The sequence below is a fragment of the Caulobacter sp. GW821-FHT11A05 genome, assembly GCF_058809015.1.
The window spans coordinates 137210-155079 of sequence record NZ_JBXASF010000001.1 but is presented as its reverse complement, the minus strand read 5'-3'; the positions used below and the strand labels follow the sequence as shown (position 1 = coordinate 155079).

General features: G+C 69.4%; 12 protein-coding genes. 8 read left to right on the top strand and 4 right to left on the bottom strand.

The genetic code is table 11. From position 1 onward, the window contains the following. Window positions 1-5: 5 nt before the first annotated feature. Genes AC1RSK_RS00720 through AC1RSK_RS00705 form a run of 4 tightly spaced genes read right to left on the bottom strand, consistent with a single transcriptional unit; the run spans window position 6 to window position 5600 of the window. Complete coding sequence (locus AC1RSK_RS00720) at window positions 6-2411, bottom strand: ATP-binding protein (protein WP_492904613.1); 2406 nt, start codon at window positions 2409-2411, stop codon at window positions 6-8. A 50-nt stretch (window positions 2412-2461) separates the two neighbouring features. Beyond that, complete coding sequence (locus AC1RSK_RS00715; RefSeq protein WP_492904611.1) at window positions 2462-3250, bottom strand: LOG family protein; 789 nt, start codon at window positions 3248-3250, stop codon at window positions 2462-2464. Then, window positions 3247-4473, bottom strand: a complete 1227-nt coding sequence (locus AC1RSK_RS00710) for a glucuronyl esterase domain-containing protein (RefSeq protein WP_492904609.1) — start codon at window positions 4471-4473, stop codon at window positions 3247-3249. Before AC1RSK_RS00710 ends, AC1RSK_RS00715 begins: the two co-directional genes overlap by 4 nt. Window positions 4474-4484: 11 nt before the next feature. Further along, the gene (locus AC1RSK_RS00705; RefSeq protein ID WP_492904607.1) at window positions 4485-5600 is read right to left on the bottom strand and encodes a hypothetical protein; all 1116 of its coding nucleotides are present in this window, start codon (window positions 5598-5600) and stop codon (window positions 4485-4487) included. Between the two features lie 117 nt (window positions 5601-5717). On the opposite strand from AC1RSK_RS00705, the gene putA reads away from it, so the two are divergent. From putA to AC1RSK_RS00665, 8 genes are all read left to right on the top strand, one after another. Next, window positions 5718-8765 carry a bifunctional proline dehydrogenase/L-glutamate gamma-semialdehyde dehydrogenase PutA gene (gene putA, locus AC1RSK_RS00700; protein ID WP_492905383.1) on the top strand — a complete coding sequence of 1016 codons (3048 nt, stop codon included), beginning with the start codon at window positions 5718-5720 and terminating at the stop codon, window positions 8763-8765. A gap of 194 nt (window positions 8766-8959) precedes the next feature. Then, complete coding sequence (locus tag AC1RSK_RS00695; RefSeq protein WP_492904606.1) at window positions 8960-9319, top strand: GIY-YIG nuclease family protein; 360 nt, start codon at window positions 8960-8962, stop codon at window positions 9317-9319. Window positions 9320-9355: 36 nt separating this feature from the next. Next, entirely contained in the window at window positions 9356-10396 is a 1041-nt protein-coding gene (locus AC1RSK_RS00690) for a 2OG-Fe(II) oxygenase (protein ID WP_492904604.1), read from the top strand. 4 nt (window positions 10397-10400) lie between these two features. Beyond that, complete coding sequence (locus AC1RSK_RS00685; RefSeq protein ID WP_492904602.1) at window positions 10401-11228, top strand: TauD/TfdA dioxygenase family protein; 828 nt, start codon at window positions 10401-10403, stop codon at window positions 11226-11228. Between the two features lie 163 nt (window positions 11229-11391). After that, window positions 11392-13134, top strand: coding sequence for a type I secretion system permease/ATPase (locus AC1RSK_RS00680; protein WP_492904600.1), 1743 nt, complete (start codon window positions 11392-11394; stop codon window positions 13132-13134). A 6-nt stretch (window positions 13135-13140) separates the two neighbouring features. Further along, a complete protein-coding gene (locus AC1RSK_RS00675) occupies window positions 13141-14511 on the top strand; it encodes an HlyD family type I secretion periplasmic adaptor subunit (protein ID WP_492904598.1) in 1371 nt (456 codons plus the stop codon). Between the two features lie 33 nt (window positions 14512-14544). Further along, on the top strand, window positions 14545-15171 hold the full coding sequence (locus AC1RSK_RS00670) for a TetR/AcrR family transcriptional regulator (RefSeq protein WP_492904596.1): 627 nt from the start codon (window positions 14545-14547) through the stop codon (window positions 15169-15171). Window positions 15172-15306: 135 nt separating this feature from the next. Then, the gene (locus AC1RSK_RS00665) at window positions 15307-17859 is read left to right on the top strand and encodes an FG-GAP-like repeat-containing protein (RefSeq protein ID WP_492904594.1); all 2553 of its coding nucleotides are present in this window, start codon (window positions 15307-15309) and stop codon (window positions 17857-17859) included. The last annotated feature ends 11 nt before the right edge of the window (window positions 17860-17870 follow it).

The window sequence follows — 17870 nt, the reverse complement described above, 5'->3', positions numbered from 1 at the left end:
AGAACTCAGGCGTTCGCCGCTTCGTCCAACACGATTGGATTGAGCGCCGCCTCCAGGGCCGCGAACAGGCGGCCGACCTCGATGGGCTTGGCGACGAAGCCGTCCATGCCGGCTTCGCGATACTCGGCGACCTGGTGCGACATGGCGTTGGCGGTCAGGGCGATGATCGGGGTGCGGGACCGGCCGGTGGCGGCTTCGCGCTGACGAATGGCGCGGGCGGCGGTGGGGCCGTCGACCTGAGGCATCTGCACATCCATCAGGATGACATCCCAGGTCTCGGCTTCCCAGGCGGCGATGGCCTGGGCCCCGTCGGCGACGATGACCGGATCGATGCCGACCTGGTGCAGCAGGGTCTTGAGGACCAGCTGGTTGACCTCGTTGTCCTCGGCGGCCAGCACCTTCAGCGCCTCGCCGGCCTGCTCGGCGTCCGGCGGGGTCGGCGGCAGGCTGGGCAGGGCCTCGGCGCGGCAGTCGCCGACCCGGGGCAGCGGCAGGGTGAAGGTGAAGGTCGTGCCCTTGCCGACCTCGCTCTCGACGCCGATCTCGCCGCCCATCAGCTCGGTCAGCTGGCGGCAGATGGCCAGGCCCAGACCCGTGCCGCCGTAGCGGCGCGAGGTCGAGGCGTCGGCCTGTTCGAAGCGGCCGAACAGTTTGCCGAGCGGCCCGGGCGCGATGCCGATGCCGGTGTCGGAGACCTGGAACCTCAAGGCCTTGCCACGCCGGGCGACGACCACCCGGATCTCGCCGGCCTCGGTGAACTTCAGGGCGTTGGAGATCAGATTGTAGAGGATCTGCCGCACTCGGGTCGGGTCGCCGCGATAGACGCCCTGGGCCGAGGTCTCGATCTTCAGGTCGAAGCTGAGGCCCTGTTTGTTGGCGATGGCGGTGAAGGCGGCGTGGGCGCCCCGGGCCAGGTCGCGAAGGTCGAAGTCGGCCTCGTCCAGTTCCAGCTTGCCGGCCTCGATCTTGGAGAGGTCGAGCACATCGTTGAGCACCGCCAGCAGGCTCTCGCCCGACTGGCGGATGACCTCCAGCCGCTCGCGCTGCACGGCGGTCAGCTCGTCCGACGCCATCGCCTGGGCCATGCCCAGCACGCCGTTCAGCGGCGTGCGGATCTCGTGGCTCATGGTCGCCAGGAAGGTCGACTTGGCGGTGTTGGCGGCCTCGGCGTCGTTCTTGGCCAGGATCAGCTCGGCCTCGGCCGCCTTGCGGTCGGTCATGTTCTGCAGGGCGCCGACCAGGCGCAGCGGCTTGCCGGCCTCGTCGGCGAGCAGCCTGGCCGATCCCCGCACCCAGACCTCCCGGCCATCCGCCCGCTGCACGCGGTAGATCGGGGCGTAGCGTTCGCCGGCCTCGACATGGCGCCGCCAGGCCTCCTCGACGGCCGGCCGGTCGCGCGGGTCAATGCATCGGAAGATGTCGCGCCGCAGGCCGTCGAAGGTCTGCGGTTCCTCGAAGAAGGTGTCCTCGGCGCCGACCTTGGTCAGCTGCCGGTTGACGTAGTCCATCTCCCAGACGTGCAGGTCGCTGATCTCCAGGGCCATCTGCATGCGCAGTTCGGAGCGTTCGGACTGCTCCAGGGCGCCAACCAGTTCGGAGACATCGCTGGCGGTCAGGACGACGCCGCCAACCTCCCCGTCGTGACGCCGCCAGGGCTTCATCTCGGTCTGCAGCCAGACGGTCATGCCGATCGGCAGGGTGACCCGGCTGCGCGAGATGCTGCTGGGCTCGCCGGCGACGGCGCGAGCGAACGCCTCGCGGCTCGGTTCGTAGACCTCGGGGGCGATGTCGAAGAGCGTCCGGCCAATGACCTCGGCGCGGCGGACGCCCAGGCTGCGGGCCCACAGGCTGCTGGCGGCGATGACCCGCAGATCGCGGTCGGTCATCACCAGCGAGGTCGGCATGGTGGCGACCAGCGCTTCCAGGGTGGTGCGGGTGGCCTCCAGCGCCTTGGCGTTGGTGGCCCGCAGCCATTCGTCGGCGACGAATTCGGTCAGGGCGGCCAGACGCTCGGCCTGGGCCGCATCGAACGGCTGTGGCTTGGTGCTGTAGATGGCCAGGACGCCCGGCGTCGAACCGTCGGCCAGCCGGATCGGGATGGCGATGTAGGAGCGCAGGAAGGGCGGGCCGACGACCAGCGGTCCGGTGGCGAACCGATCGTCGAGCAGGGCGTCCTCGACCCAGAGCATCTCGCCGGTATGGATGACGTATTCGGCGGCGCGGTCGTGCGGCGGATAGATGTCGTCGGCGAAGCGGCTGCGCCAGGCGACGCCGTCCTTGATCAGGACGATGGTGCTCTCGCCGCCCTCGATCAGGCCCTTGGCGAAGCGGGTGGCGCGGTCGAAGACAGCCAGGGACAGGTCGAGGCCGAAGGGCGCGGTGGAGCGCTCGCGGGTGGCCCGGCCGGTCACGGTATCGATTTCCCCCAACGATCGTTGCCGTCAAAGGTGGGGCCACAGAGTTAACCGCCGGTTAGAGGCGAGGCTTCGATGGATTCGCGCGGTCTGAGGCCACCCCGGAGCAGGGCCGACCAGATGCCCTCGGCGTCCTCGGCGAAAGCGAAGAGGTCCAGATCCTCGGAAGCGATCAGGCCGTAGTCGGCCAGGGCCTCGAAGCCGATGACCTTGCGCCAGAAGGCCTCGTCGAACAGCACGACCGGGATCGGCGGGGCCTTGCCGGTCTGGCGCAGGGTAAGGATCTCGAACAGCTCGTCGAAGGTGCCAAAACCGCCCGGGAAGACCACCAGCGCGTTGGCCCGCATGGCCAGGTGCATCTTGCGCATGGCGAAGTAGTGGAAGCGGAAGGTCAGGTCCGGGGTGGTGAAGGGGTTGGGCTGCTGTTCGAACGGCAGGGTGATGTTGAAGCCGATGGAGGGGGCGCCGGCGTCCAGCGCCCCGCGGTTGGCCGCCTCCATGATGCCGGGCCCGCCGCCGGTGGCGATGACGTTGTCGCGCAGCGGCTGGCCCTCCAGCAGGGCCCCGCCGCGTTCCGAGGCCAGCCGGCCGAAGGCGCGGGCCTGGCTGTACCAGCGGCGATGGTGCTCGGAGCCCTCCTCGCCGGTGCGGGCGCTGCCGAACACCACGATGGTCGAACGCACGCCCCAGGCCCGCAACGCCTCCTCGGCATGGGCGTATTCCAGCTGGAAGCGCAGGCCGCGCATGGCGTCGCTGAGTAGGAAGTCCTGGTCGAGCGCGGCCAGGCGGTAGGAGGCGCTCGCCAGCTGCGGATCGTTGGACGGCCGTTCGGTCATTTCACATGCGCGTCCAGGAACTCCAGGAAGCCGCGCCAGTCGGCGGTGGTCACCCCGTGGCCGAGCGGGCGGCTCCACCAGACGACGCCGTCGGCGGGGCGGAAGTCGTGCAGGTCCTGGGCGTTGAAGCCCGAGGCGCCGAGCAGGCGGTAGGCCGGATCAGCCCCCTTGGCGGCCTTGAAGGCGCCGGCCGGGTCGGACCACGTGTCGGCGTTGCCGGTGCCGAGCAGCACCGGACGCGGGGCGTTCAGCGCAATCAGCTGGTGCTGGTCGACGTCGGCCGGAACGCCCCTGGCAAAGGCCGGGGTGAACCAGAAGCCGTAGGAGTCGGTGATCTGGGCCAGGGACTCGCCGGCGATGCTGCGGCTGAGGCTGGCGCCGCCGCGGCCCGACTGGTGGGCAATGACGGCGGCCAGGCGAGGATCGAGGGCGCCGGCCAGCAGGGCGGCCTTACCATGCCGCGAGTGGCCCCAGGCGACGACCTTCCTGGCATCGAAGCGCGGGTCGACGCTGAGCACGTCGTAGGCCTTGGAGAAGAGATCGGCCCAGACGGCCAGGGCCCCGGCCCGCTTGTCGGCCGGGACGTCCGGCTGCAGAGCAGCGAGGGCCGGCGGCGCGAGTACGGGATCGTCCGGCACGACCTCGCCGGGATAGAACAGGGCGACGGCGTAGCCGCGCTTGGCCAGCTGGGCGAAGTCGGGGCCGCTGATCCGCTTGCCGAGGATGATGGTCAGCACCGGATCCAGGTCATGGCTGCGGCAGGGTTCGGGCAGGGCCGCCGCGTCCTCGAAGACGCTGGCCGGCCGGTCCTTCACCGCCGACCGCGTCGAGCAGAACAGCTCCATGATGATCATCGGCGCGTGGGTGGCGCCTTTGGGCGACGCGACCAGCATGTGGAAGCGACGGCGGTTGGAGCCGTCGCCCAGCTTCACCGTCCACTGCTCCATGACCATGCCGTCGGTGTCGGGCAGGGTCAGCGGCTCGCGGCTCTCGACGGTGGCGGCGCCAAGGTCGGGCGGATGGCCGTAGACGGCGTCGAGCAGGGCTTCGCGCAGCAGGGGCGCGCGGCGGGCCCAGCCGGCCGGGGTGGTCACCGGCGGATCGCCGCGGAAGGCGCCCAGCACCGGCGGCGTGGCGTCAGGCTGCTTGCGCAGGTTGGGCGGCGAGGCGCAGGCGGCCAGCACGAGCGCCGTCGTGGCCAGGATCAATCCCCGCAAGATCATTCGACGCCCCCTCATCGCATGCCCGCCAGCCGTTCCCAGCTGGGTTGAATCACTTGCCGCGCCAGGGTTCGCAGGCGCTCGTCGGCGGCCGCCTGACGGGCCAGGGAATCCGGCGTGAAGGGCCGGCCCGGCGCCTTGGCGTCCATCGACGCCACCGTCGCCATCGCCGCCCGGTCGCCCTCGCCAAGCCTCAGATTCAGGAAGCCGGGGGCCAGAACGGCGGCCGGCAGGCCGGTGTAGGCGATCGGTCGGGCCCCGGCGGCGACCGCCCTGGCTCCCGTTTCACAGAGGGCGGCCAGCCAGCGGGCGATCTCCACGGGCGGCGGCAGGCCGCCCGCCCCCTGGCCGATCGCATCCGCCACCGCCATGCCCGTGCCCGTCTGGGCGACCAGGACTTCCAGTGGGTCGCGGTACAGGACCACGAAGGGGGTTTCGGGACAGGCCTTCCGCAGCCGGACGTGGTCGAACAGGCTGTCGACGTCGAGCTTGATCACCAGCCGGCGCCCGGCCGCGGCGCGGCGGTAGGCGCCGAGTACGCCGGTCAGCCAGGCCTGCTGCACGGCCGGGTCGATGGTCAACAGGGTGTGGGCGCTGAGCACCGCCGTCAGCGGCTGCGGCTCCGACAGCACCAGGATATCGCTGACCTGCGACAGCATCCGCGAGGCCAGGGTCGAGCCGCAGCGGCCGATGTGGAAGATCATGCCGTCGATCGGCCGATCCGGCCCGGGCAGGCGGCCCAGTTCGCCGGGGTCGCTGATCGCCGGCAGCAGCTGGTTCAGGGGGTGGGTCGCCAGCCAGTTGAAGTCCTGCACGGCGAAGGGGGCGGTGAAGGCCTCGCCTCCGGCGTAGATCCAGTCCAGCCGGCCGCCCTGCGGGGTGATGCTGAACGTCGAGGGCAGCCATTCGGGCGTCAGGCCTGAGGCCTGCACCGGCATGGCCAGGGTGGCCGGCCCGCGCGGCGTCATGGCGGCGAGGATGGCCTCGGTGGTCATCTCGATGCCGGCGCCGCGGCCCATCTCGGCCACCTTGGCCGCGAAAGCCTCTCGCTCGGAGATCGCCCAGAGCGCGGCGAGCGCCTTCGGGTAGGCCATCAGGGCGGCGCGAAGGGCGTTGAGAGTCTGCGACATCGCCGCACCATACCGCCAACCGCCGCGAACGCCATTGGCCCCATCCCCGGGGCCTTCCCCTATGTCACGCGAAGGCGTAGAGGGCGCCTCATGACGACCCCCCAAGCTTCGCAGAGTCTGATCGACTGGGACGCGCTGGACGCCGGCAAGTACCGCGATGAGACCGACACCGTGCGCGACCTGCTGGCCGCCGCCCCCCTGAACCCCGAGGACCGCGCCGCCGTGCGGGCCGAGGCCGAGGCCCTGGTGCGTGGGGCGCGCCGAAGCGTCCGCCGCCAGGGGGTGGTCGAGAACTTCCTGCAGGAGTTTTCCCTCTCGACCCGGGAAGGCCTGGCGCTGATGTGCCTGGCCGAGGCGCTGCTGCGCACGCCCGACGAGGAGACGAAAGACAGGCTGATCGCCGAGAAGATCGGCAGCGCCGACTGGGCCAGCCACCTGGGCAAGTCCGGCAGCCTGTTCGTCAACGCCTCGACCTGGGGCCTGATGCTGACCGGCAAGCTGGTCGAGGTCGACGACGAGGCCAAGGCCGACCTGCCCGGCTTCATCAAACGCGTCGCCGGCCGGGTCGGCGAGCCGGTGATCCGCGCCGCCGTCGGCCAGGCCATCCGCATCATGGGCGAGCAGTTCGTGCTGGGCCGCACCATCGAGGCGGCCATCGCCCGCGCCAAGGGCGACGGCGACATCTGCAGCTTCGACATGCTGGGCGAAGGGGCCCGCACCGCCGCCGACGCCGAGCGCTACGAGAAGTCCTACGCCGCCGCGATCGAGTCGGTCGGGCGACTGTCCGGCGGCCAGGGACCGGAGGCCGGCCACGGCATCTCGGTCAAGCTGTCGGCCCTGTCGCCCCGCTATGAGGCGACGCAGGAGGACCGGGTCTGGTCGGAGCTGTATCCGCGTGTGAAGCGACTGGCCCTGATCGCCGCCAGGCACGACCTCAACTTCACCCTCGACGCCGAGGAGGCCGACCGGCTGGTCATCTCCCTGAAGCTGCTCGAACGGCTGGCCGGCGAGCCGGAGCTGGGCGACTGGAAGGGCCTCGGCCTCGCCGTCCAGGCCTATCAGAAGCGCTGCCCGCAGGTGATCCGAACCGTCGCCAAACTGGCCGAGAAAACCGGCCGCCGGTTGATGGTGCGGCTCGTGAAGGGCGCCTACTGGGACTCTGAGATCAAGCGGGGCCAGGTCAACGGCCGGCCGGGCTATCCGGTCTACACCACCAAGAGCGCCACCGACCTCTCCTACCTGGTCTGCGCCCGGGCCCTGATCGACGCGGCGCCGCACCTCTACGCCCAGTTCGCCACCCACAACGCCCACAGCCTGGCTGCCGTGCGGCGCATGGCCAAGGCGGCCGGGGTGAAGATCGAGTTCCAGCGGCTGCACGGCATGGGCGAGGCGCTCTACAAGGCCGCCGACGACCTCTACGACGGCATCCTGGTGCGGGCCTATGCCCCAGTCGGCGGCCATGAGGACCTGCTGCCCTACCTGGTCCGCCGCCTGCTGGAGAACGGGGCCAACACCAGCTTCGTCCACGCCCTGCTCGACGAGCGGGTGCCGCCGGAGACGGTGGTGGTCGACCCGATCGCCGACGTCGAGGCGGTCGGTCCGGGACCGCACCGCAAGATCCCGCTGCCGGCCCAGATCTACGGCGACCGGCTGAACTCGGCGGGCATCGACCTTTCGGTGACCGAGGAACGGGCTCGGGTGGTCAAGGCCATTGAGACGCTGGGACCGATCGATGGCGGCATGGGAGAGCGGGTGCTCAATCCCGCCACCCATCAGCAGATCGGCACGATGGCTGAGGCGACGACTGCCCAGATCGACACCGCCTTCGCCGCCGCCCGCCGGGCTCAGCGCGGCTGGGACGAGGCCGGCGGTCTCGAGCGCGCCAAGGTGCTGCGGGCCATGGGCGACGCCCTGGAGGCCAATCGCGACCGGCTGATCGCCATCTGCACCCGGGAGGCCGGCAAGACCCTGAACGACGGCATCGCCGAGGTGCGGGAAGCCGCCGATTTCTGCCGCTACTACGCTCGCCTGGCCGAGACGAAGTTCGCGGGCCCCGAGGTGCTGAAGGGCCCGGTCGGCGAAACCAACACCCTGGAACTGCGCGGTCGCGGCGTGTTCGTCTGCATCAGCCCGTGGAACTTCCCGCTGGCCATCTTCACCGGCCAGATCGCCGCCGCCCTGGCCGCCGGCAACGCCGTCATCGCCAAGCCGGCCGAGCAGACGCCGCTGATCGCCGCCGAGGCCGTGCGCCTCTACCATGCGGCGGGCCTGGACCCGGCCCTGCTGGCCCTGACCCCCGGCCGGGGCGAGACGGTCGGCGCGGCCCTGGTCGCCCATCCGGGCTGCGACGGGGTGGCCTTCACCGGCGGCACCGAGACGGCCTGGCGGATCAACGGGGTCCTGGCCGCCCGGCGCGGACCGATCGTGCCCTTCATCGCCGAGACCGGCGGCCTGAACGGCATGTTCGTCGACACCACGGCCCAGCGCGAACAGGTCATCGACGACGTCATCCTCTCGGCCTTCGGGTCGGCCGGCCAGCGCTGTTCGGCCCTGCGCCTGCTCTTCCTGCCCAAGGACACCGCCGACCACCTGATCGAGGGCCTGATGGGGGCGATGGACGCCCTGGTCGTCGCCGACCCGGCCGATCCCAAGACCGACATCGGCCCGGTGATCGACGCCGACGCCAAACAGACCCTGATCGACCACCTCGAGCGGCTGCGGCGCGAGGCCAAGGTGTTGAAGGTGTTGGACGCGCCGGAGAGCGGCACCTTCTTCGGCCCGGTGCTGGCCGAGATTCCCTCGGCCGATTTCCTCGAACGCGAGGTGTTCGGCCCGGTGCTGCACATCGTCCGCTACGACCCGGAAAACCTGGCGGCCGTCGCCGCCAGCCTGGCCGACCGCGGCTACGGCCTGACCCTGGGGGTACATTCGCGCATCGAGGCCTTCGCCGAGGAGGTCAAGGCCCGGGTCCCGGCCGGCAATGTCTACGTCAACCGCTCGATCATCGGCGCGGTGGTCGGGGTGCAACCGTTCGGCGGCCAGGGGCTGTCGGGCACGGGACCGAAAGCCGGCGGGCCGGAAGCGTTGTCCCGCTACGGCGTCGAGCGGGCGGTGAGCGTGAACATCACGGCCCAGGGCGGGGATCCGGCGCTGTTGAATTTGTAGCGCTCCGCTCGCCGCCTTCACGCTGTCATCCTCCGAGCCCGCGAAGCGGGAATCGGGGGACCCATGGCGGCTCCGGAAAGACTCCCGGCAGTTTTCACCCGGACAGATGGGTCCCCCGGTCCGGCTTCGCCGGCCGGAGAATGACAGCATAGGGAGATGGACAGCAGAACAATGTTCTGTAAATGTTCTAACCCATGTACTACGTCTACATCTTAGCCAGCCGGCGCAACGGCACGCTCTACACCGGAGTCACCGGCCGGATCATCGCCCGCGTCAGCCAGCATAAGCAGAAGCTGACACCCGGCTTCACCAGCCGCTACGGTGTCGATCTCCTCGTCTGGTACGAGCCGCACGAAAGCGTCGAGGTCGCCATACGCCGTGAAAAGCGGCTGAAGAAATGGCTGCGGGCCTGGAAGATCGATCTGATCGAGAAGACCAATCCCCATGGGCTCGACCTCTATCCGGAGTTCTTCGCCACGCCCCCGGGGCCGCTGACGGATATCGAGAGGTTCCCCGCCCCTGAGTCCCGTTGCAGTCCCGTCGCCCGTTTGTGACAATGGCCCCTCAAGTTTCGAGAAGAGCCTACGATTATGTCCCTCACCATCGGTGATCCCGCGCCCTGGTTCATGGCGCCGACCGAGGAGAACCCGCAGTTCAACTTCGCCACCCTGGCCGGGCGCTGGGTGGGGCTGGTGTTTGCGCCGGATGGGCCGACGGCGGAGGGGCTGGCGCGGGTGATCAACCTGCAGAAGGATCTCGACGAGAGCCAGGCCTGCATCTTCGGGGTGGCCAATACCCATCTCGGCTACGCCCAGCTGGGCCCGCGCTGGTTCTTCGACGCCTCCGGCGGCCTGGCCAAGATCTATGGCGTGCAGGGCTCCGGCTGGCTGATCCTCGATCCGCAGCTACGGGTGTTCGATCGTGGCCAGATCGAGGATGTCGGGGCCCTGGTGCGGCGCCTCGCCGAGATGCCGCCGCCGGCCACCCACGCCCAGGTCGAGATGGTCGCCCCGGTGCTGGTGCTGCCGCGGGTGTTCGAGCCGGAGTACTGCAAGGAGCTGATCGCCTTCTACCGCCATGTCGGCGGCACGGAGTCGGGCTTCATGCGTGAGGTCGACGGCAAGACCAAGCTGCTGACCGACCCGCGCCACAAGCAGCGCAAGGACGTGCTGCTGGAGGACGAGGGCATGCAGGCCATCGTCCGCGAGAAGATCAACCGCCGCCTGATACCCGAGATTCGAAAAGCCTTTCAGTTCCAGGCCACCCGCATCGAACGCTATCTGGTGGCCAGCTATATCGCCGGGGCCGGCTGGTTCCGGCCGCACCGGGACAACACCACCAAGGGCACGGCCCACCGCAAGTTCGCCGTCACCATCAATCTCAACGCCGAGGACTACGAGGGCGGGGAGCTGCGCTTTCCCGAGTTCGGCAACCGGCTCTACAAGCCGCCGACCGGCGGGGCGGTGGTCTTCTCCTGCTCGCTGATGCACGAGGCGCGGCCCGTCACCAAGGGCGAGCGCTTCGCCTTCCTGCCCTTCCTCTATGACGAAGCCGGGGCCAAGCTGCGCGAGCAGAACCTCAAGTTCGTCGAACTGCCTGACAGCCCCAAGGTCACCGAAGGGGCGGGATAGGGCGATGACCCTGACGATCCGCAAGGTGGCCGGCGCCCTGGGCGCGGAACTGGGCGGCGTCGATCTGTCGGCCGAGCTGGACGCCGGGACCATTGCCGCCATCCGCGCGGCGCTGAACGCCCACCAGGTCATCTTCTTCCGCGACCAAACGATGACGCCGGAGCAGCAGCTGGCCTTTGGCCGCCGCTTCGGGCCGCTGAACATCCACCCCTACGTGGCCGGCATGGCCGGTCATCCCGAGGTGATGGAGATCATCAAGGAGCCGTCCGACAAGCTCAACTTCGGCGGCGGCTGGCACAGCGACATGAGCTTCCTGGAGACGCCTTCCATCGGCTCGATCCTCTATGCGGTGCAGACCCCGGCCTTCGGCGGCGACACCCTGTTCGCCAGCCAGGCGGCGGCCTACGACGCCCTGTCCGACGGCTTGAAGGCCACGCTGGAAGGCCTGCGGGCCGTGCATTCGGCCGGCCAGGAGTATTCCGCCAAGGGGGCTTCCGCCCAGAAACGGGCCTCGATGCAGGTGGCCGAGGCCGAGGGGCTGGCCGGCGAGTTCGTCCATCCGGTGGTCAAGGTCCACCCCGAGACCGGCCGCAAGGCGCTGTACGTCAATCCGGCCTTCACGATGCGCTTCGAGGGCTGGAGCCGGAAGGAATCGAAACCCCTGCTCGACTACCTGTTCGAGCACAGCCGCCAGGAAGCCTTCACCTGCCGGTTCGCCTGGCGCGACGGCTCGGTGGCCTTCTGGGACAACCGCCAGGTCTGGCACTATGCGCTGAACGACTATCCGGGCCAGCGGCGGCACATGCGGCGGGTGACGGTCGACCCGGCCTGAGCCGCCGACGGCGAATGTTTCGCCGGAAATATCCGGTCAACCCGGGCGTATTAATCTTGCCGCCAATATGACGCGCGACGGCAACATCGCTTTAGCGTAAAAGACCTCTAAATGGGGACCGGGGGTCAGCGGTCTTCGGGGCCCCGGCCGGATTGAGACACGCGTGAAGTTCTTAGGATCAAACGTCGCCGCTCCCATGGAAGCGGCGTTCAAGGAATGTCGGCGCCATATCTGGTCGGCCGCGCTGTTCAGCGCGCTCGTCAATCTGCTGTACCTGTCGCCGTCCCTCTACATGCTGCAGGTCTATGACCGGGTGGTGCCGACCCAGGGCGTGCTGACCCTGGTCTACCTGACCTTCATCATCGCCTTCGCCCTGGCCGTGCTGGCGGCGCTGGAGACGGTGCGCTCGCGCCTGCTGGTGCTGGCCGGCATGCGGCTGGACCGGCTGCTGTCGGGCGACATCCTTGGCCGGCTGATGGCCCAGTCGCGGCCGATGAACACCGCCCAGGCGATGCGCGAGTTCGACGGACTGCGCGCCGCCCTCGCCGGTCCCGCCGCCCTGGCCTTCATGGACGCGCCCTGGACGCCGATCTACGTCATCGTCGCCTTCATGATCCACCCGGCGCTGGGGGCGATGACCATCGTCGCCGGCGTCCTGCTGTTCGGCCTGGCGCTGATGAACGAGCGGGCCACCAAGCCGGCGCTCCTCAAGGCGCAGCAGGCCAACGCCGCCGCCTACGCCAGCCAGGAATCGGCCGCCGTCAACGGCGAGGTCGTCCGCTCACTGGGCATGCGCCGCGCCGTCATCGCCCGCCATCTGGAAGAGCGCAGCATCGGCCAGAGCCTGCAGGCCGACGCCCAGTTCAAGGGTGGCCGGTTCAGCGCCTTCACCAAGTTCTTCCGCCTGTTCCTGCAGTCGGCGGCCCTGGGCCTGGGCGCCTATCTGGCCATCAAGGGCGAGATCTCGTCCGGTTCGATCATCGCCGCCTCGATCCTGCTCTCCAGGGCCCTGCAGCCGGTCGAACAGCTGGTCGGCGGCTGGACGCAGGTGATCCAGGCGCGCGGCGCGCTCAACACGCTGAGCGAGCTGTTCGATAAGACCAAGCCGCTGGACATCGACCGCACCCAGCTGCCGACCCCGATGGGGGCCATCGAACTGGACCGCGTCGTGGTGCGGGCGCCGGGCCGCGAGGAGCTGGTGCTCAAGGCGGTGTCCTTGAAGATCGCGCCCGGCGAAAGCCTGGGCATCGTCGGCGCCAGCGGCGCGGGCAAGACCACCCTCGCCCGGGTCATCGCCGGGGCCCTGGCCCCCGACCAGGGCATCGTCCGCATGGACGGCGCCAACTACAGCGACTGGGACGCCGACTCCCTGGCCGAACACATCGGCTACCTGCCGCAGGACCCGTCGCTGATGAGCGGCACGGTCAAGGACAATATCAGCCGCTTCGCCGCCTGGCGCGGCATGCCGATCGAGAAGATCGACCAGCTGGCCGTCGACGCCGCCACCAAGGCCGGCGTCCACGACCTGATCCTCAAGCTGCCCAAGGGCTATGACACCCCCCTGGCCCCCGGCGGCCGCGGCCTGTCGGCCGGCCAGGCACAGCGGGTGGCGCTGGCCCGGGCGCTGTTCGGCGACCCCACCCTGCTAATCCTCGACGAGCCCAACTCGGCCCTCGACGCCGAGGGCGAGGCTTCGCTGCTGCGCTCCATCCAGGGGGCCAAGGCGCGCGGCGCGACGGTGCTGATCGTCGCCCACCGCACCGGCATCCTGGCCGGGGTCGATCGCCTGCTGGTCATGCGCGACGGAGCCATCGAACGGCTCGGGCCGCGCGAAGAGGTGCTGGCCAAGCTGGCCGGCAAGCCCTCGCCGCAGCAGCCGGCCAACGTCATCGACATGAAGGGCTAAGGGACCATGGCCCTCGACGTCGCCCCGGGTTCGACCCCGCCGCAAACCGAAACCGTCGCGGCCGTGAAGGTCAACGACAATCCCCGCCGCGAGATCATGATCGGGGTCGGCATCGCCGCCGCCTTCTTCGTCGGCTTCCTCGGTTGGGCGGCGATGACGCCGCTGGACGCCGGGGCCTATGCGTCGGGCGTGGTGGCGGTGTCGGGCAACCGCCAGGCGGTGCAGCACCGCGACGGCGGCACGGTGACGGCGGTGCATGTGGTCGAGGGCGCCACGGTGACCAAGGGCCAGGTGCTGGTCGAGATCGGGGCCGGCGAGATCCGCGCCAACGAACGCGGCCTGACCGGCCAGGTGCTGACCCTGCTGGCCCAGCGGGCCCGGCTGGTGGCCGAGCGCGACGGCCATGCCTCGATCGTCTATCCGCCCGAGTTCGTGAACCTCAGCCCCGAAGACCGGTACATCGCCACCGACGTGATGAACCTGCAGCAGCTGCAGTTCCAGGCGCGGTCGCAGTCGATCGCCACCCAGAAGGGGGTGCTGCAGGCGCGCATCCTGCAACTCAACGAACAGATCGCCGGCTCCGAGCGCCAGCTGGTCGCCAACCGCGAGCAGCAGCGGCTGATCGGCGAGGAGACCGCCGGCATGAAGTCGCTGGCCGACCAGGGCTACGCCCCGGTCAACCGCGTCCGCGCCCTGGAACGCAACCAGGCCCAGCTGGTCGGCGAAGAGGGCGCCCTGGTCGCCCAGATCGCCCGCTCGCGGGAAGCCATCGGCGAGGCCAGGCTGCAGTCGATCTCGCTTGACCGCCAGGTGGTCGAGGAGGTTTCGGGCCAGCTGCGCGACGTGCAGGTCCAGCTCGACGAGCTGCAGCCCAAGCTTCAGGCCACCCGCGACCAGCTGGCCCGCGCCATCGTCCGCGCCCCGGCGTCGGGCAAGGTCGTCGGCCTGACCACCTTCACCGTCGGCGGCGTCGTCTCGCCCGGCCAGGTGCTGATGGAGGTGGTCCCCGGCGACAAGGCCCTGGTCATCCAGGCCATGGTCAATCCCAACGACGCCGACGACCTGAAGATCGGCCAGACGACCCAGATCCGCTTCACCGCCCTGCACGACCGCAGCCTGCCGATCCTGCACGGGGTGCTGACCAAGATCTCGGCCGACAGCTTCACCGACGACAAGTCAGGCCAGCAGTTCTTCCGCGCCGAGATTTCGGTGCCGGAAGCCGAGATGACCAAGATCCGCAAGGTCCGCGGCGCCCGCACCGGCATCGGCCCCGGCCTTCCGGTCGAGGTCGTGGTGCCGCTGCGCAAACGCAACGCCCTGCAATACCTGACCGAACCGCTGTTCCAGACCTTCTGGAAGACCGGCCGGGAGCACTAGCCCCCCTTTCCCTTCAGTCCGCGTTTGTAGTGCATGCGTCCCGAACTCCACGACCAGCGCCGTGACAAGGTCCTTCGGGCCGCGCAAGCGGCCTTCGCCGGCAAGGGCTTCACGCGGACGACGATGGAGCAGGTGGCGCGGAGCGCCCGCGTCGCCAACGCCACCGTCTATGCCTACTTCGACACCAAGGAGCGATTGTTCGAGGCGGTCGTCGCCGAGACGCTGGCCAGCTATGACGGGCTGTTCGACGCTGTCGAGCGGACGGCGGGCGAGGATGTGGCCAGGGCCCTGACCGCCTTTGGCCGGGTCTACTTCCGCTTCATGGCCGACCCGACGGTGCGCGGCATCTACCGCGCCGTCAGCGCCGAGACGGCCCACAGGCCGGAGCTGGGGATGGTGCTCTACAAAAGCGCCCACCGGCTGCTGGGCGGGGTTCTGCAGCGCATGCTGACACGCTTTGCCGACCAGGGCCTGCTGACCATCGCCGAGGTCTCGGTGGCGGCGCGGATGTTCGAGGGGATGATCGAGCACGTCACCTTGACCATCTCCATGCTGCAGGGCGACCAGGCCCCGCCGCTGCACCCGTCCGAGACCTATGTGCCGGAGGTCGTCCGCGCCTTCCTGGCCGCGCACCAGCCGAGCGTCGCCGCGCGTCGCTAAGAAAATTGGAGCCGCCAATTCTCGGGTCAAAACCTTGCCCCGCGAACCTGGCGATGAAATCTGGCCCCCTACTCAATTCGGGGGATTTGCGCTCAGCCTGTGCATATCGACCCCGGCGCAGCCTGGGGGGTCCACATGCCGGTTCTGGCCAATCTCGAATCCGAACTCGTCGTCACCGAGGGTGACGGCCCGACGCTGATCGACAGCGATGTCAGCGTCGCCGACGCCGAACAGAACTGGGACTTCGGCCTGCTGGTCGTCACCGGCATGGCGCCGGGCGATCTCATCAGCCTGCTGGACGGCGGCCAGATCAGCCTGGATGTCTTCAACATCATCCATGGCGGCCAGGTGATCGGCGACTGGATGGTCGGCCCGGACGGTGAGTTCCTCGTCCGCTTCAACGCCAACGCCACCAACGCGGGTGTCGAGGCGGTGATCGAGTCGCTGCAGTTCCAGTCGGCCGGCGACGATCCGGCCTACTACCGCCAGATCCGCCTGTCGCTGTTCGACGGCGCCGGCGAGCTGGCCAGCGACGGTGTCGCCCTGTTCCCGCAGATCGGGGCCAACGACCCCTTCCACGGCGTCAACTTCGGCGCCACAGCTCATGTCGCCCTGGGCGATATCGACAACGACGGCGACCTGGACGCCATCGTCTCGGTCTACGGCGACGGATTCCATCTGCTACGCAACGTCGGGACCGAAAACGCACCCGACTTCCAGAACGACGACGCCAGCCTGTCGATCACCGGCGCTATCAACAACGCCGCCGGCGTCAGCCTGTTCGACTACGACGGCGACGGCTTCCTCGACCTGATCGTCGGCAAGTACGACGGCACGATGCAGCTGTTCCTCGGCGACGCCGCCGAGACCTTCACCGAGCAGACTGGCGTCGATAATCCCTTCGCCGGCATCGACGTCTACGGCGGCGCCTCGCCGGGCTTCGCCGACCTGAACGGCGACGGCTTCGTCGACATCCTCATCGCCCGCGGCGGCGGCCGGTTCGACTACTTCACCGGCGACGCCGGCGGCGGCTTCACCCAGCAGACCGGCGCGGCCAACCCGCTGGACGGCTTCCAATCCTACGGCGGCTCGGGCTCGGTCAGCTTCGCCGACGTCGACGGCGACGGCGATCTCGACTTCATCTCCGGAAACGGCGAGGGCTCGGCCCATTTCTTCGAAAACACCGGCACGGCGAGCGCCGCGGTTTTCGAGCGGCGGGCGGGCAGTGAATACGTCGGCAACTTCGGCCTCGGCTTCCAGCCGGTGTTCGCCGACATCGACAACGACGGCGACATTGACGTGGTGGTCGGCCACAGTGACGGTTCGGTCGATCTGCACCTGCTGGAGCCCAACACGCCGTCGATCGACGTCAACGTCGATGGCGTCGATGACGCCGCCACCGTCACCAACGAGACGCCCTCGGGAGCCGCCGACGGGCCCCTCGTCGTCAACCTGCTCAGCAACGACAGCGACGTCGACAACCCGCTGGGCATCGCCTCTGCCCAGATCGACGGCCAGTCGCTCACCATCGACGACATCACCACCCTGGCCGACGGCACGCAGGTGACCATTCTGGGCGACGGCTCGGTGACCATCGATCCGGGCCGCAACGCCCAGAACCTGGGCGCCGCCGGCTCCGGCGCCAGCAACACCAGCCTGCAGTATGTGCTGACCTACACCCTGCTGGGCGGCGAGACCGGCACGGCGACCTTCACGGTCAGCGGCGTCGACGACAAGGATCTGCTGCAGGGGACGGCCGGGGATAATGTGATCCACGCGGGCGTTGGTAACGACACGGTCTACGGCCAGGCCGGACGGGACATCCTGTACGGCGACGCCGGCAACGACAGTCTGTTCGGCGGGGCCGACATGGATTTCCTGTACGGCGGAGCGGACGCCGACAAGGCCTACGGCGAGGCGGGGGTCGACGGTCTGTATGGCGGCGACGGCGCCGATTACCTGTATGGCGGCGACGCCAACGACACCCTGCGGGGCGAGGCCGACAATGACTATCTTGATGGTGGAGTCGGCGCGGACACCATGCACGGGGGCGCGGGGAACGACGTCTACATCGTCGATACCGGCCTTGACCGCCCCGTTGAGTCGGCCGACCGAGGCTACGACATCATCCGCAGCACGGTCAGCATCGACTTGCTGGTCGACAACGTTGAGGCGGTGCAGCTGCAGGGAGCGGCCGATCTGAACGCCGACGGCAACAGCGGCGCCAACAACCTGCAGGGCAATGCAGGCGCCAATACGCTGAGCGGCAACGGCGGCGTGGACACGCTCAACGGCGGCGATGGCGACGACCGCATCTCGGGCGGCGCCGGCAACGACCTGTTGCGCGGCGGCATCGGGGCCGACACCTTCTTCGTCTTCCAGGAGAGCGTCGGCGGCGCGGTGCTGGAGACCGACCAGATCTACGACTTCAGCGCCGCCGAGGGCGACATCCTCAACCTGCTCTACATCGACGCCAACACCCGCCTGGATGGTGACCAGGCCTTCCGCCTGGTCGGCGCCTTCAGCAAGTATGACGCCGCCCATCCGGAGAACACCGGCCAGATGACCCTGACCTTCGCCGGCGGGATCACCACCGTGCGGCTGGATGTCAACGGCGACGCCCGGGTCGACTACCAGGTGAAGATCAACGGCGACGTCACCGGCGAAAGCGGCGACTGGCTTCTGTAGCCAACGCGCGG

Bases quoted from the DNA above. Each gene is read 5' to 3' on its own strand.
- AC1RSK_RS00715 (WP_492904611.1), bottom strand. From the start codon at position 3,250: ATGACCGAACGGCCGTCCAACGATCCGCAGCTGGCGAGCGCCTCCTAC.
- AC1RSK_RS00710 (WP_492904609.1), bottom strand. From the start codon at position 4,473: ATGATCTTGCGGGGATTGATCCTGGCCACGACGGCGCTCGTGCTGGCC.
- AC1RSK_RS00705 (WP_492904607.1), bottom strand. From the start codon at position 5,600: ATGTCGCAGACTCTCAACGCCCTTCGCGCCGCCCTGATGGCCTACCCG.
- AC1RSK_RS00695 (WP_492904606.1), top strand. From the start codon at position 8,960: ATGTACTACGTCTACATCTTAGCCAGCCGGCGCAACGGCACGCTCTAC.
- AC1RSK_RS00690 (WP_492904604.1), top strand. From the start codon at position 9,356: ATGTCCCTCACCATCGGTGATCCCGCGCCCTGGTTCATGGCGCCGACC.
- AC1RSK_RS00685 (WP_492904602.1), top strand. From the start codon at position 10,401: ATGACCCTGACGATCCGCAAGGTGGCCGGCGCCCTGGGCGCGGAACTG.
- AC1RSK_RS00675 (WP_492904598.1), top strand. From the start codon at position 13,141: ATGGCCCTCGACGTCGCCCCGGGTTCGACCCCGCCGCAAACCGAAACC.
- AC1RSK_RS00670 (WP_492904596.1), top strand. From the start codon at position 14,545: ATGCGTCCCGAACTCCACGACCAGCGCCGTGACAAGGTCCTTCGGGCC.
- AC1RSK_RS00665 (WP_492904594.1), top strand. From the start codon at position 15,307: ATGCCGGTTCTGGCCAATCTCGAATCCGAACTCGTCGTCACCGAGGGT.